Raw genomic sequence first — 13,855 nt, 5'->3', positions numbered from 1 at the left:
CAAAGCACTTATTGACTTTGAGGGGTTTTCAATTAGTTAGCAGGTAGTAAATGAGAAGCAAACGTCATGACGAGAAACGGTAAGAAATTATTTAAAAAGTGAATACTCATAGCGACACGCAAATCTCCCGTATAGAGATAAGCAAATGCCATGACTAAACCAATAGTAGCGTACATGAGGAAAAATAAGATAGATGTAGGACCATGCACTAAGCTAAACAGTGTGACGCTGACAGTAATCGCTAAAACTTTTCCTAATGTAGAAGCCGGTTGACGTACGTCAATAAAACTATTCATGATAAAATAACGGAAAATGATTTCTTCGCCAATTGGTGCTAGCACACAGATAAGTAGAAAAAGAGTGGTAGGCGAAATTGCTGTGGCAAGCTCCTGAATGGCTTGGTCATTTTGCGAACTTTCTCCTGACAATAACATGGTAAAGACAATCGCGCCGATTCGTGTGAGGAAAAAACCACCGATTATCCATTTCATGTGATACCAACTGAAAAAAGGAGATAAATGGTCAAACGCCCCTCGTTTTTTTGCTAAGTAAATTAGCAAAAATAGTACCCCTAAGGTGACGAGAATAAAGGGAAGGTTGCCTAAAGCTAGTGACATACTCGGAAGTGAGTAGACGATAAATAATAGAAAAGCGAATAAAAGTCCTTTTGAAATATGTTTGATAGAATACATAGCATAACCTCATTTCTGAAAAAATAATAAGAAAAAGTGGCTGAGTTCAGCCACTTTTTTGTTAGTCGCGTCGTTTTAAAAGCGTTGCGGTGACATCATATAAAATATGTCGTGCAGGAATATCTGGCAATTTATTAATTTCTTTTAATGCCGTTTCAGTGTAACGCTCTGCTAGCACTATAGCTTGTTCAACACCTTGATAGCGCTGGATAAGTGTTACTGCTTGTTGTATATCGTCATCCGTTAAGTCTGTTCCTTTTTCTAAAAAAGCAAAGGCTTGTCGGTTGCGATTCATTGCAAGAATTAAAGGAAGCGTGTAGTGTCCATTTTTTAAGTCTTCCAATACCGGTTTTTTTAGCTCTGACTCGGTAGCAGTATAATCTAAAATATCATCTAAAATTTGAAAACCCATGCCGATATTGTAGCCAATGCGTAACGCTAGTAACTGTTGTCGTTTAGTACAGCCAGCAAAACGAGCACCTTCTACACAACTTAGTTGAAAAAGCTGTGCGGTTTTGCCTTTGACGTGGCGAAGGTATTGTTTCACTGTAATATCGATATTATGTTTTAAGTGCATTTGATCTAATTCACCTACTAGTATTTTACGCATGTTTTTGGCGTTAAAATCTAGTGTGTCCATCTCTTGAACGGCTGAAGCCAGTAGCTGAAAATAGACGGTAAATAGAAAATCACCAGTATAGACTGCGATGTCTTTACCATAAAGCGCTTGGATGGACGGCATATCCCGTCTCAGAGGGGAGTCGTCAATCACATCATCATGGATTAAAGTGGCCGCATGTAAAATTTCTAGTGCCGCAGCGTACTCATGTTTTCTTTTTTGAGAGGGAACAGTCCCAAACTCTGTAAAAAGAATAAAAAAAGCCGGGCGTAATAACTTGCCCCCAGATTCGAAAAATTGTGACAATACCGTTTGGATATCCTGATTCCGAATTTTAATGGCATGTTGGATGGTTTTTTGTGTTTGTTCTAGTTCTTTTTGTATGTCTGGGTACTGAGCCCATAAAGGATGTATAGCCATGGAAACCTCCTGTGTCGGTTCATTATATCAATTATAAACTAGTTTAGAAAAAAAAGCTTGTTTCCAAAGTAGGATATCGTTTTTTATTATAAATCATCACTCTTTAATTCTCAATTAAAACCTGTATAATTAGGGTGTTATACTAAAGAAAGAAGTGAGTAAAATGTCGTGGAAAATATTTGCAGAGTTAGTGGAGCTAAAAGCGAAGACCGCTAGTGTGTTCCCTTTTATATTAGGTGTCTCTTATGCGTGGTATCATTATCGTGAAGTCAAGTGGTGGGCGATGGGTGTGTTTTTTGTCGCCATGTTCTTATTTAATATGGCGGTAGATATTCTAGATAACTATATGGACTATCACAATGCGACTGACGTTCATGATTATAGAGAAGAAACCAATATCATCGGCAGAGAAAATCTTTCCTTGTCACTAGTTAGACGAATGATGATTGGCATGATTGTCGTATCAGCTGCTATCGGGATAGTTTTGGCGTCTCAGACGAGTTGGGTTATTTTAGTATTAGGCATTATTAGTTATAGTGTAGGGATTTTTTATTCAGCTGGACCACGTCCATTATCGAGTCTGCCTGTTGGCGAGGTTGCTTCTGGAATCACGATGGGCTTTATCATTCCCCTTATTTGTGTCTATTTAAATGTGTATGATCGTCAAGCATTTAACTGGTCTTTCGTAGGAGACGTATTCCTAATGTCGCTTCCTGCTGTCTTTGCGATTGCAAACTTAATGTTAGCAAATAATACGTGTGATTTGGAAGAGGATGAATTAAATGAACGTTTTACATTAGTTCACTACATAGGGAAGAACAATGCCGTCCGATTGTTTACCTTCCTAGCTTTAGCGCCTTTTGTGGCGGCGAGTTTCTCAGTTGCCATAGGTTTAGTTCCTTGGACGGTGTTAGGGATTTGGTTTGTTTTTCGTCAAGTATTAACGAATACCTATGCTTTTCGAGCGAAACAAGATAAATTGACCACCTTTCCATTAGCCATTCAAAATTTAGCCGCCACGATGATTGGTTACGCATTATTTTTTGTTATCGGTGTGATTTAAATATAAAAGACTGAGAGTCAGAGTGAGTAGTTACTCATAAATCTGACTTCTCAGTCTTTTTTTCAAAAGATTGAATATCTAAATTAGGAACTTTGTTTGGCGAGATAAACGAATGTTGTGTCGAGCGATTTCTTAGCCAGTAGTCTAAAACGGAAGCAATACAAATACATAGCGGCGCGTCCGCGTCATCTGTCACATCAAGCTCGTAAAAATCGCCTGTGGCGTGATAGTATTTTTGCATGGTCATGACCATGCCATTATGCCGTTTGATTTGATACTGATGTTGTGGAATGTTCCCGACTACCCACCATTTGAGTTTAAAAATATAATACAAATCGAGATACTGCTGTAAAAAGCGGTGCAGTATGCCAACCTTCTCATCCCCCAGATATAAATCAAAACGGGCTCCTTGTTTAAATGCGACACGTGACTGTTTCACCTTGGCGACTAAATCGCCGTTTAACGTATAGAGCGACAGAACATCTCCACGGTTTCCCCATTTACCTATCATTAAATAAAGAGGTTCGCCAGCTTCATTGCGAACGATAGTGGGGTATTTTGCGGTCAGTAAGTTCTGTTGGATATAATAAGTTGCCATGCGGTTTCCCACCCTCACTTTTAACTTAAGCGTTCATCTACAGCGCGTCTAATTGCTTTCCCAACTCCACTTTGTGTATTTAAATCTGTTTCATACTTAGCCACTTCTTTAACAGCTAGTTCTGCATTACCCATAGCAAAACTGACGCCAGCTACTTCGAGCATACTAATATCATTAAAGTTATCTCCAATTGTCATGACTTTTTCCATTGGAATGTCATAGGCTTGTGCCATGCGTTGTACGGCAATCCCTTTTTGAGCGAAACGGTGATTGACCTCTAAGTTATTTGGAAAAGAGGATGTGACTACTAAGTCATCAATTAAATCAATTTTTTGACGAGCAGGCGTTAAAGCAGCCGCTTCTAACGGTGAAAAGGCAATGAATTTTAAGATTTTCACATCTTCATGAGCAAAAAGTTCTTCGAAATCTTCCACATAATGCACGTCTTGAATATCTAACTGTGCGATCGCCATTGCAACAGCCATTTTATAGGTGAGATGTGGCATGCTGTTGGCGATAAAAGTAGCCATATTTTCTAAGCGTTGAGGACGGTTGTCAGAAAAAATCCCTTTAGTCGTTGCAACTTCAAAATACAAATCTTGTTCTTTTAAAATTTTGACGACTTGGCGCGCCTCTTCTTGTTGAATATCAATTGTAAAGAGTGTCTTGCCGTTTTCATCAAAGGCTTGTGCGCCATTGACGGCGATTAATGGACAGACCAGTCCAGCTTCTTTTAACGCAGGGGTCGCTTCGTCAAAGTTACGCCCTGTCGCAATCATAAATTTAACACCATGTTCTTCTGCATAGCGAATAGCAGCAACGTTTTCATCCGAGATGCTAAGTTTTTGACCGAGTAATGTACCATCCATGTCGGATGCGATGAGTTTAATCATAATTTTGGCTCCTCCTAATAAACACTTATGCTTTATTTTACCACCTTTTAGCGAATTGAGCATCTTCCATACTTATTAAAGAAATAAACACATTCATGGTGAGTTTTCACAAAGAAATTAAAAACGTATAAAAAAATCATGGTCATTCTCATAAAAGAGTGGAAACTCTGTCTTTTTCAATCAAATAGGTGTATGATAAAAGAGATAGAAACAAGAAAAAATGGAGGAATTAGCGTGACAATTAAAACAAACTTAGCTGTTCAAATTAAAGGAAAAGGAATCCGTATCGTTTTTCCAGAAAGTATGGATGTCCGCGTGTTGGGAGCAGCGATTCGTTTAAAACAAGATGACGTATTAGAGCCGATTATGATTGGAGAGGCTGACGCAGTTCACGCCTTAGCGGAAGAAAATGGTTGGGACGCTACGTCACTGACGATTGTAGATCCAGCAAAATATGATAAATTCGAAGAAATGGTAGCGTCATTTGTTGAGCGTCGTAAAGGTAAAGCAACAGAAGATCAAGCTAAAACTATGCTACAAAATGCAAACTACTTTGGGACAATGTTAACTTATATGGGTGAAGCAGACGGAATGGTAAGTGGTGCGATTCACTCAACAGGCGATACTGTACGTCCTGCATTACAAATTATCAAAACAAAACCAGGCGTTAGCCGTACAAGTGGTGTTTTCTTAATGATTCGTGGTGACGAACGTTACATGTTTGCAGACTGTGCGATTAACATTAATCCTGATGCACAAGCGCTAGGTGAAATAGCAGTTGAAACAGCAAAAACAGCTGAAATGTTTGGTATTGATCCAAAAGTTGCGATGTTAAGCTTTTCTACAAAAGGTTCAGCAGCCAGTGAAGAAGTTGCTAAGGTAGCTGAAGCAACTAAAATCGCACAAGAATTAGCACCGGACTATCAAATTGATGGTGAATTACAGTTTGACGCGGCTTTCGTAGAATCTGTTGCGAAACAAAAAGCACCGGACTCAGATGTTGCTGGTCATGCGAATGTCTTTGTTTTCCCAGAAATTCAATCAGGAAACATTGGTTATAAAATCGCACAACGTTTTGGCGGTTTTGAAGCGATTGGACCGATTTTACAAGGATTAAATAAACCAATTTCAGACTTATCACGTGGTTGTAGCGAAGATGATGTATACATGTTATCTATCATTACTGCTGCACAATTTATGTTTGATAAAAAATAATACATACAAGGTGTTCTCTTTGAAAAAAGTGGACACCTTTTTTCATAAAAGGAGGAAAGTCAATGTGGCATTTGCAGAATGAGGTGCAATTACAACAGGTGGGCGAATATATTGGTCGCTATATTTCCCCACAGTCGACACTCGTTTTAACAGGAGAGCTAGGAACGGGTAAAACGACTATGACGAAAGGGATTGCGAAAGGTTTAGGTATTGAGCGTGTTATTAAAAGTCCGACCTACACGATTATTCGGGAATACACGGAGGGGCGTATGCCGTTGTATCACATGGATGTTTACCGTTTAGAAGACGGTGATGGAGAAGAGTTAGGACTAGAAGAATACTATGAAGACCAAGGACTAGTCATTATGGAATGGGGACATAACTTAGAAGGCGAGTTGCCATCTGATTATTTGGATATTCAGTTAGTGTATCCCGAAGTAGGGGAAGGTCGCTATCTATCGCTAACCGTACACGGCTCCAAACTATGCTCGTTCACTGAGACGCTTCAACAGTGGTTGGATGAAGAGATGACACGTGTAAATTAGATCAAAAAAACGAACAATATTGTATGTAAAAGCGTTATCTTTTTAAAGTTAGCGTTACCAATACATATAATATTGTTTATTTTGTCTTTTAATGTTAAAATTTTGTTATATAAAAAACATTAAAAGGAGAATGTGACAAAATGAAGAAATGGCAACGTCGTTCGAGTGTCTTTTTAACAACCATTTTATTAAGCGCTAACTTAGTTGGCATTGTTCCTATTGTGAAAGCAGTAGACGGGGAAACAGAGGGAACAGAAGTAACGGCTGAGTCTGTTGAAAACAATTCAACAGAGGAATCGTCAGTAGAAACTTTAGAATCAACAGAATCAACAGAAACAACAGAAACAACAGAGGCAACTGAAGTAACAGAAGAATCAGATGAAAAAGAATCCGAAAAGGTAACGATTCCGGTTCAAATGTTAGGTGTTAATGATTTCCATGGTGCTTTGGATACCACAGGTACAGCTTATTTGCCTTCAGGTACACATAGAGGTGTAGGGAAAGCGTCTAATTTAGCAGCACATTTAGACGAGGCAGAAAAAAACTTTAAGTCGGAAAAAGGTGGTAAGACGGAGCGTGTGCAAGCAGGTGATTTAGTAGGGGCCAGTCCAGCTAACTCTGCTTTATTACAAGACGAGCCTACGATTAAAGTGTTCAATCAAATGAATTTTACTTTGGGAACGTTAGGTAATCATGAATTTGATAAAGGATTAGGTGAATTTCATCGAATTCTTAAAGGTCTAGAGCCAGCCTCTGGTCAATTTGAAGGGGACTTAGGTGAGATTGTGAATGGCTATGAGAGAGAACCATCTAAGCAAGAGATTGTGATTGCTAACATTGTGAATAAATCAGATGGAAAAATCCCTTATGGGTTTGAACCGTATACAACTAGGTCATATAGCAACGGAAATGAAAGTGTCAAGGTTGCTTATATGGGGATTATTACATCAGAGTTTCCTAACTTAGTTTTAGCGGAACATACGAAGGATTACGATGTCTTAGATGAAGCTGAAACGATTGCGAAATACAGTAAGCTTATTCGTGAAAAAGAAAAAGTCGACGCGATTGTTTTAATTACCCATTTATCAGCGGTAAGTGATGCGAATGGAAATGTATCAGGAGAAGTAGCGACCGTTCTTGATAAAGTAAATCAAATCTATCCAGATAACAGTATTGATGTTGTATTTGCGGGTCATAATCATCAACATACAAATGGCGTCTATGAAAATGGGGAAAATAAAACACGTGTTGTTCAAAGTACGGCACAAGGAAAAGCGTACATTGATTTACAAGGTGAACTTGACCCTGAAACAAAAGACTTTGTTGACGTACCGGAAGCGGAAGTGAAGCCGACAACTGATCGTCCAGACAAAAACGCAGAAGTTCAAAAAACTGTGGATCACGCGAGTGAATTGATTAAAAAAGTAACAGAATCTAAGATAGCTACTGCAGCAGAGGGCGTTACCACGATTACCAAAGATGTCAATGCTCATAGCGAATCACCTTTAGGGAACTTGATTGTCGATGCTCAGCTTTATATGGCGAATGATATTCAGTTGAAAGATGCAGCTGGAAATCCGGTTACAGTGGACTTTGCAATGACTAATAACGGTGGGATTCGTGCTGATTTAACTGCTCAACCAGACGGTGCTATTACATGGGGAGCTGTGCAAGCTGTGCAACCATTTGGGAATATTTTACAAGTGGTAGCGTTAAGTGGACAAACGATTCGTGATGTTTTAAATGAGCAACATAAAAATGGTAAGTTGCATTACTTCCTGCAAATTGCTGGTTTATCCTTTACCTATCAGGGTGTAGGTGATGACTTTGAAGTTGTCGAGATTAAGGATAGTCAAGGCAAAGAATTAGACCCTGAAAAAATGTACAACGTAGTGATAAATGATTTCCTATTTGGTGGTGGCGATGGATTTAAGAGCTTTACCAAAGGGAAGTTAGTTGCAGCTATGGATACAGACACCTCAACATTTGTTTCTTATTTTGAAAAGATGGAAAAAGAAGGTAAAAAGATTACCGCTCCCGCTTTAGGAAGAAAATTAGAAGTAGGAGAAGAAGTTCCCTCTGAAACAGAAGGAACAGAAGAGCCGGGCACAACAGAAACAGAAGGAACCGGTACAACAGACACAGAAGAGCCAGGCACAACAGAATCAACGGAAGATTCTAAAGAAACAGATAAAAACAAACCACTAGATGAAGCGACAAAAGTTTCAAAAACAGTTCTTGTGGGTGGAGTTATTAAAGGAGAAAGTCTACCTGGTGCAGAAGTCAGTATCACATTGCCAAATGGAGAAGTTCACCATGTAACAGTTGGTAAAGATGGAAAATTCTCATTTGATATCCGTGGATTCGATTTGAAAAAAGATGACACCCTTAAATTACATTTCATCAAAGATGACATGATGGTTGAAAGAGATATCGTAGTGACAAATGAAACGGCACAAAATGGTGGCGCATCTGGCTCAAATAACAGTAATAATAAGAAACCTGGTTATTTACCACAGACAGGTGAAGAAGCAGCACCGTTTGCTTTAGCAGGGCTGGCCATTGTTGGTGGCGTATTAACGATCGTAATGGTTCGCAAGAAAAACGAAGTAAAATAGTTTTTGAGTATTTAATTAATTTACGACTATTTCAAAGAAGTCGTCAGCGTAATCAATAATACGTTGACGACTTTTTTTATAAAAAAACGTGATAGCGTTGTCAAATAGATTGTGTAATGTTACACTTTTGATAGACATTATTAATAATAATGTGCGAAAGGGGAACTGTTTACATGAATAATGAACAAAAACAAAGCAAAGAGTTTTTAAAGAATGGGAGAGGAAATATCCAAGCTCATAAGCGTACGAAGAACGTAATGTATCTATCACTATTAATTCTGTCGTTTTTATTAGTATATCACGATAGTTTGCCGGTAAAAGCAGATACTGTTATGAGTACAGTAGGTACAGCAACTGTAAATGTCAGTCAAGTGCAACAAGTGACGATGGAAAAAAGACGGTTAGACAGTTATGTGACGTCAGTAAGAGGTTTAGACCCAAATGTTGTTCGCTCTTATGTGAAAGAAATTCAATCAGCTACGTCATTGACAGAACTAAACGCAATTGAAATGGCGATTCAAAATGATGTAGCCGCTATTCCATATGAACAGTATGATCAACAAGCAAGTGACAGGTTAAATGATTTAGTCAATCAGGAGCGTGTCAGTCAAGGTTTTACTGCCTTTAAAGTAGATAAAAGTCATCGTGATATGCAAGAAGGGGCGCGTATTCGAGCGCGTGAAATTAGTCAACGCCCGACTCATCAACGTCCAGACGGTAGTAAATTTTATACAGCGATTCCAACAACCGATGGAAATCATTATACGTATTTTAGTGAAGCCGTCTATCGTGGCCCAGCTCCCTTTGTGCATGAGGAAACGGCTGCGATTGCTTTTAAAGCTTGGATGAATAGCGAAGGACATCGTCGTATTTTAATGAAAGACCGTTCCGACTTATACATGACGACAGCTTTTTACACAGATAGCGCAACAGGGCGCATGCATGCGGTTTTAATGACTTATAAAGTTAAATAATCAATAAAACGTCATCACTATTCGCTGTGATGACGTTTTACTATTAACTGATGATTTTAACCGTTTTTTCTAATTCACTCGTAGGAAAGTACTGATTTAAATGTAATAAAATTTGCGCACTGGCAATCGCATCATCTAAAGCATGGTGATGATGTTCCAAGGGCATACCGATTGCTTGGCAAAGTGTGTTTAACTTGTGATTCTCTAGTTCAGGCATGAGTCGTCTACTCGCCGTTACCGTACATAAAGATTGATAATATGGTTGAGCTAGTCCGTGGTGTGCCAAAGTATAACGTAAGACACCATTATCAAAGGCTGCATTGTGCGCCACAATCAAGTGCTCTGGTTGAAATAGAGGTTCAATATCTTGCCATACTTCTTTAAACGTCGGTGCATCTTTGACCATCTCAGGTGTAATGCCGTGGACTTGAATATTACGCCAATGAAAGTCGGTTTGTGGCTGGATAAGTGAGTAGTAGCGTCCGACCAGTTGATTATCTTGTACGACTACTAAGGCAATGGAACAAGCGCTATGACGTTTTTGGTTAGCCGTTTCAAAATCCAGTGCGATAAAGTTCATCTTACCCCTCCTTTGACCAATTAAGGCGAATCGAGACAGGACAGTGGTCACTTCCAAACACGTCCGCATGAATTTTAGCTGTTTCTAGATAATCGGTCAATCTTTCAGAAATGAGAAAATAGTCGATACGCCACCCAGCGTTATTTTTTCTTGCATTAAAGCGATAGCTCCACCATGAGTAGGCGCCTTCCAAATCTGGATAGAAAAAGCGGAAAGTGTCAACAAATCCACTATCGAGTAGTTGAGAAAAACTTTCACGTTCTTCTATAGAAAATCCAGGATTCTTTTGATTAGTTTTCCAGTTTTTTAAATCGATTTTTTGATGAGCGACATTTAAGTCACCGCAAATAATGACAGGTTTTTGTTGTTCTAATGCGACAAGGTGTTCTCGGAAAGCTTGATCCCACTCTAAACGATAGGGCAACCGCTTGAGCTCTGCTTGAGCATTCGGTGTATAGCAATTAACGAGGAAGAAGTCGTCATACTCTAAAGTAATTACACGTCCTTCTGTATCGTGTTCGGGAATACCTAATCCGTATTGAACAGATAGTGCCGGCTTTTTAGCGAAAATGGCAACACCTGAGTAGCCTTTTTTCTCAGCATAGTTCCAATAGTGATGATAGTCGGGTAAAGGCATCTCAATTTGCCCTTCTTGTAATTTAATTTCCTGTAAACAGAAAAAATCTGCCTCAAAATTTTCGAAAATGGACAGAAAATCTTTTTTCATGACCGCTCTGAGTCCATTTACGTTCCATGAAACAAGTTTCATGTCGCAACACTCCTTTTTATTCATGTTTTCATTGTATCGAATATTGAGTAAAATCGCGACTATTTCTGTTTGATAGTTGAACGAATTAAGAGAATAGATAAGAAAGAGGAAAGATAGTTCTATTATCATGATTTTGTGATAAAATGAAACAGATAGTAATAGAGAAAGGATACATTTCCGTGAAGATAGAAAAAATACAACAAGACTTGTCACATTTAAATATTAAAGTAAATGAACCGTTATCGAATTACACGTTTACCAAAACAGGTGGCCCGGCAGATGTGTTAGCTTTTCCTCGTAGTCAAAAAGAAGCCCGTGAGTTAGTAGAGTACTGTTTAGCTCATCAACATCCTTGGCTAGTATTAGGTAATGCTAGTAATTTAATCGTCAGAGATGGTGGCATTGAAGGGTTTGTTTTAATGTTGACTGAGATGAATCAGATTGACGTTCATGAGGATAAAATTGTCGCCGAAGCAGGTGCAAAGCTGATTGAAACGAGTCGCGAAGCTTACCGTGCTTCTTTAACCGGTTTGGAATTTGCGTGTGGAATTCCGGGCAGTATTGGTGGCGCTATTTATATGAATGCAGGTGCTTATGGTGGCGAGATTAAAGATGTGTTTGAATCATGTGATGTACTATGGGCCGATGGAACGTTTGAAACATTGACGTTAGAACAGCTTGAGTTTTCTTATCGTCACAGTGTTTTGCAAGAGCGAAAAGGTGTCGTATTATCTGTTACTTTTGCTTTACAACAAGGTGATGCTTCAGCAATTAAAGCTCAAATGGATGAGTTGACGCATTTGAGAGAATCGAAGCAACCGCTTGAATACCCATCGTGTGGCAGTGTGTTTAAACGACCTGAAGGCCATTTTACTGGCAAGCTTATTCAAGATGCTGGTTTACAAGGATATATTCAAGGGGGCGCTCAAATTTCAACGAAACACGCCGGATTTATTGTGAATATTAATCAAGCGACTGCGACAGATTACGTGACGTTGATTCGCTATATACAAGAAGTTATTTTTGAAAAATATCAAGTGAAGCTCGAAACCGAAGTGCGTATTATCGGTCGCGAAGCATAGAAAAAGACATTCCTATTTTGGAATGTCTTTTTCTTATATTACGGATTTAATGTGACTAAATAACGTCCAGTCATTTGTCCATTAAGTAAATCGTTCATGGCACGAGGAACGTTTTCTAATGGAATGGTAGCTTGTACGGCGTTTTCTAATTGTGCTGGTTTCAAATCGGTTGCGAGTCGTTGCCAGATATGTTGGCGTTTTTCACAAGGTGTATGAACGGAATCAATCCCAAGCAATTGAACGTGTCGAAGGATGAAAGGTAAGACAGTCGTTGTTAACTGAATACCTCCAGCGTTGCCACAAAGAGCTAGGCTTCCGCCATATCTAACGCGCGGCAAAATAGCTGTGAGCAAAGGACCACCGACGGTATCAATCACGGCATCGTACTCTTGTTTCATTAAAGGACGGACTTTGTCCTCTGTTAAATCATTTGGTGTGAGAATGGTGCTAGCACCTTGTTGCGAAAGGTAAGAAAAAGCGTCGTCACTTGTTTTTCGACTAACTGCTGTGAGATTTTGATAGCCTTTTGCTTTGAGCATGGCTAATGCCAGACTACCTACGCCACCTGTTGCGCCAGTGATAAGGACGGTTTGAGCAGGTGTTAAGCCATGCGCTTCTAGTGCATCAATGGCAAGAGCTGCCGTAAACCCGGCAGTGCCGATAATCATGCTTTCTTTTAAAGTGAGTGAATGAGGGAGTGGGACGAGCCATTCACCCGGGACACGTGCGATTTCTGATAAACCACCACTATGGCTGACTCCAATATCATAGCCAGTAGCAATCACGCTATCCCCTTTTTTAAAGTTGGGGTTAGTCGAAGAAATGACGGTGCCGCTGAAATCAATACCTGCAATAAGGGGATACTGTTTGATAACGCCTGTTTTCGGTTGTGAAGCTAAGGCATCTTTAAAGTTTAAACTAGAATAGGCGCCCCTTACGATAACATCTCCCGGACTTAAATCGCTTTCAGTGGAAGGTAAAACGCTTGTTGTAATTTCATGATCATCATCTGCTTTAATCAAGTGTACTGCTTTAAAGGTGTTCATCCGCATAACCTCCTAATATATGTTACCCTTATTATAGAACACCTTTAAAAAAATAACGATAAAAGATGAGTTGTTCTTGAAAAAGAAAATGTCATCCTTTATAATTGTGTTTAAATTAAACTTTAAGTTTACTTTTAAGTTACTTTAATAAGTGAGATGAAACATGGAAAGAGGGACATCGATGGATATTGGACAACGTATTAAAAATTTGCGTGTTCAAAAAGGATTAACACAAGAAGAGTTAGGCGAGCGAACGGATTTAACGAAAGGGTACATTAGTCAGTTAGAGCGAAATTTGAGTTCTCCTTCGATGGAAACATTTTTTTCTTTATTAGAAGTCTTAGGGTGTCAGCCACAAGACTTTTTTAATGTGGAAAGCACGCAACAAAAGGTCGTTTATGAGGTGGATGAGCGTACGAGCTATATTGATGAAGAAAAGCGGTATGAAGTGGAATGGTTAGTTCCGGATTCAAATGAAAATAAAATGGAGCCCATTTTTTTAACCTTAGAACGAGCGGGAGAATTTAAAGAGTTCGAACCGTCCATGTCGGAAACATTTGCGTATGTCATAGAGGGGTCTGTAGTGGTCGAGCTAGGAAGTAATCGTTATGTAGCGACAGAGGGACAGGCGATTTATTATCGCGCGACAGAGGTTCATCAAATTAAAAATAATGAGACAGGTGTGAGTCGGTTGTTGATTGTGGCAACAGAATCATATTTGTAAGGAAAAGGGGAGAGACG

At 39.2% G+C, this 13,855-nt stretch carries 14 protein-coding genes; 7 read left to right on the top strand and 7 right to left on the bottom strand.

From position 1 onward, the window contains the following. Positions 1-32: 32 nt before the first annotated feature. Both CBF33_RS07335 and CBF33_RS07330 read right to left on the bottom strand, forming a co-directional pair. The gene (locus tag CBF33_RS07335) at positions 33-692 is read right to left on the bottom strand and encodes a CPBP family intramembrane glutamic endopeptidase (protein ID WP_126762935.1); all 660 of its coding nucleotides are present in this window, start codon (positions 690-692) and stop codon (positions 33-35) included. A 61-nt stretch (positions 693-753) separates the two neighbouring features. After that, on the bottom strand, positions 754-1,731 hold the full coding sequence (locus tag CBF33_RS07330; RefSeq protein WP_126762933.1) for a polyprenyl synthetase family protein: 978 nt from the start codon (positions 1,729-1,731) through the stop codon (positions 754-756). Between the two features lie 163 nt (positions 1,732-1,894). Between CBF33_RS07330 and CBF33_RS07325 the strand changes: the two genes are divergently transcribed. Then, on the top strand, positions 1,895-2,794 hold the full coding sequence (locus tag CBF33_RS07325; RefSeq protein ID WP_126762931.1) for a prenyltransferase: 900 nt from the start codon (positions 1,895-1,897) through the stop codon (positions 2,792-2,794). A 34-nt stretch (positions 2,795-2,828) separates the two neighbouring features. Here CBF33_RS07325 and CBF33_RS07320 read toward each other — a convergent pair whose 3' ends face one another. Together CBF33_RS07320 and CBF33_RS07315 are read right to left on the bottom strand one after the other, a co-directional pair. Then, complete coding sequence (locus CBF33_RS07320; protein WP_237662143.1) at positions 2,829-3,392, bottom strand: LURP-one-related/scramblase family protein; 564 nt, start codon at positions 3,390-3,392, stop codon at positions 2,829-2,831. 20 nt (positions 3,393-3,412) lie between these two features. Continuing rightward, the gene (locus CBF33_RS07315; RefSeq protein ID WP_023605832.1) at positions 3,413-4,285 is read right to left on the bottom strand and encodes a Cof-type HAD-IIB family hydrolase; all 873 of its coding nucleotides are present in this window, start codon (positions 4,283-4,285) and stop codon (positions 3,413-3,415) included. 234 nt (positions 4,286-4,519) lie between these two features. On the opposite strand from CBF33_RS07315, the gene pta reads away from it, so the two are divergent. The 4 genes from pta (at position 4,520) to CBF33_RS07295 (ending at position 9,637) form a co-directional block, all read left to right on the top strand. Further along, entirely contained in the window at positions 4,520-5,500 is a 981-nt protein-coding gene (gene pta / locus CBF33_RS07310; RefSeq protein ID WP_126762928.1) for a phosphate acetyltransferase, read from the top strand. Positions 5,501-5,562: 62 nt separating this feature from the next. After that, positions 5,563-6,045, top strand: a complete 483-nt coding sequence (gene tsaE, locus CBF33_RS07305) for a tRNA (adenosine(37)-N6)-threonylcarbamoyltransferase complex ATPase subunit type 1 TsaE (RefSeq protein WP_126762926.1) — start codon at positions 5,563-5,565, stop codon at positions 6,043-6,045. A gap of 140 nt (positions 6,046-6,185) precedes the next feature. Next, positions 6,186-8,663, top strand: a complete 2,478-nt coding sequence (locus CBF33_RS07300) for a 5'-nucleotidase C-terminal domain-containing protein (protein WP_126762924.1) — start codon at positions 6,186-6,188, stop codon at positions 8,661-8,663. 173 nt (positions 8,664-8,836) lie between these two features. Continuing rightward, complete coding sequence (locus tag CBF33_RS07295; RefSeq protein ID WP_126762921.1) at positions 8,837-9,637, top strand: CAP domain-containing protein; 801 nt, start codon at positions 8,837-8,839, stop codon at positions 9,635-9,637. Between the two features lie 43 nt (positions 9,638-9,680). On the opposite strand, the gene CBF33_RS07290 is transcribed toward CBF33_RS07295, so the two are convergent. Both CBF33_RS07290 and CBF33_RS07285 read right to left on the bottom strand, forming a co-directional pair. Then, complete coding sequence (locus CBF33_RS07290; protein ID WP_126762919.1) at positions 9,681-10,217, bottom strand: 3'-5' exonuclease; 537 nt, start codon at positions 10,215-10,217, stop codon at positions 9,681-9,683. 1 nt (position 10,218) lies between these two features. Continuing rightward, complete coding sequence (locus tag CBF33_RS07285) at positions 10,219-10,986, bottom strand: exodeoxyribonuclease III (RefSeq protein ID WP_126762917.1); 768 nt, start codon at positions 10,984-10,986, stop codon at positions 10,219-10,221. Positions 10,987-11,165: 179 nt separating this feature from the next. Here CBF33_RS07285 and murB point away from each other — a divergent pair, with 179 nt between their 5' ends. Next, positions 11,166-12,068, top strand: coding sequence for a UDP-N-acetylmuramate dehydrogenase (gene murB, locus CBF33_RS07280; RefSeq protein ID WP_023605838.1), 903 nt, complete (start codon positions 11,166-11,168; stop codon positions 12,066-12,068). 38 nt (positions 12,069-12,106) lie between these two features. Here murB and CBF33_RS07275 read toward each other — a convergent pair whose 3' ends face one another. Then, on the bottom strand, positions 12,107-13,114 hold the full coding sequence (locus CBF33_RS07275; protein WP_126762915.1) for an acrylyl-CoA reductase family protein: 1,008 nt from the start codon (positions 13,112-13,114) through the stop codon (positions 12,107-12,109). 181 nt (positions 13,115-13,295) lie between these two features. Here CBF33_RS07275 and CBF33_RS07270 point away from each other — a divergent pair, with 181 nt between their 5' ends. Further along, positions 13,296-13,838 (top strand): helix-turn-helix domain-containing protein, encoded by a 543-nt coding sequence (locus tag CBF33_RS07270; RefSeq protein ID WP_126762913.1) that lies wholly within the window; start codon positions 13,296-13,298, stop codon positions 13,836-13,838. The last annotated feature ends 17 nt before the right edge of the window (positions 13,839-13,855 follow it).

Origin of the sequence: Vagococcus lutrae, from assembly GCF_003987555.1 — a bacterium.
In the GTDB taxonomy this organism is placed as follows: domain Bacteria; phylum Bacillota; class Bacilli; order Lactobacillales; family Vagococcaceae; genus Vagococcus_A; species Vagococcus_A lutrae.
The sequence above is the reverse complement of the archived record's forward strand: the minus strand, read 5'-3'. Positions and strand labels throughout refer to the sequence as shown.

What these genes read in the sequence shown, in the direction of transcription:
- CBF33_RS07285 (WP_126762917.1), bottom strand. Translation starts at nt 10,986, where the DNA reads ATGAAACTTGTTTCATGGAACGTAAATGGACTCAGAGCGGTCATGAAA.
- CBF33_RS07320 (WP_237662143.1), bottom strand. Translation starts at nt 3,392, where the DNA reads ATGGCAACTTATTATATCCAACAGAACTTACTGACCGCAAAATACCCC.
- CBF33_RS07315 (WP_023605832.1), bottom strand. Translation starts at nt 4,285, where the DNA reads ATGATTAAACTCATCGCATCCGACATGGATGGTACATTACTCGGTCAA.
- CBF33_RS07325 (WP_126762931.1), top strand. Translation starts at nt 1,895, where the DNA reads ATGTCGTGGAAAATATTTGCAGAGTTAGTGGAGCTAAAAGCGAAGACC.
- CBF33_RS07335 (WP_126762935.1), bottom strand. Translation starts at nt 692, where the DNA reads ATGTATTCTATCAAACATATTTCAAAAGGACTTTTATTCGCTTTTCTA.
- tsaE (WP_126762926.1), top strand. Translation starts at nt 5,563, where the DNA reads ATGTGGCATTTGCAGAATGAGGTGCAATTACAACAGGTGGGCGAATAT.
- CBF33_RS07300 (WP_126762924.1), top strand. Translation starts at nt 6,186, where the DNA reads ATGAAGAAATGGCAACGTCGTTCGAGTGTCTTTTTAACAACCATTTTA.
- CBF33_RS07270 (WP_126762913.1), top strand. Translation starts at nt 13,296, where the DNA reads ATGGATATTGGACAACGTATTAAAAATTTGCGTGTTCAAAAAGGATTA.
- CBF33_RS07295 (WP_126762921.1), top strand. Translation starts at nt 8,837, where the DNA reads ATGAATAATGAACAAAAACAAAGCAAAGAGTTTTTAAAGAATGGGAGA.
- CBF33_RS07275 (WP_126762915.1), bottom strand. Translation starts at nt 13,114, where the DNA reads ATGAACACCTTTAAAGCAGTACACTTGATTAAAGCAGATGATGATCAT.
- CBF33_RS07290 (WP_126762919.1), bottom strand. Translation starts at nt 10,217, where the DNA reads ATGAACTTTATCGCACTGGATTTTGAAACGGCTAACCAAAAACGTCAT.
- CBF33_RS07330 (WP_126762933.1), bottom strand. Translation starts at nt 1,731, where the DNA reads ATGGCTATACATCCTTTATGGGCTCAGTACCCAGACATACAAAAAGAA.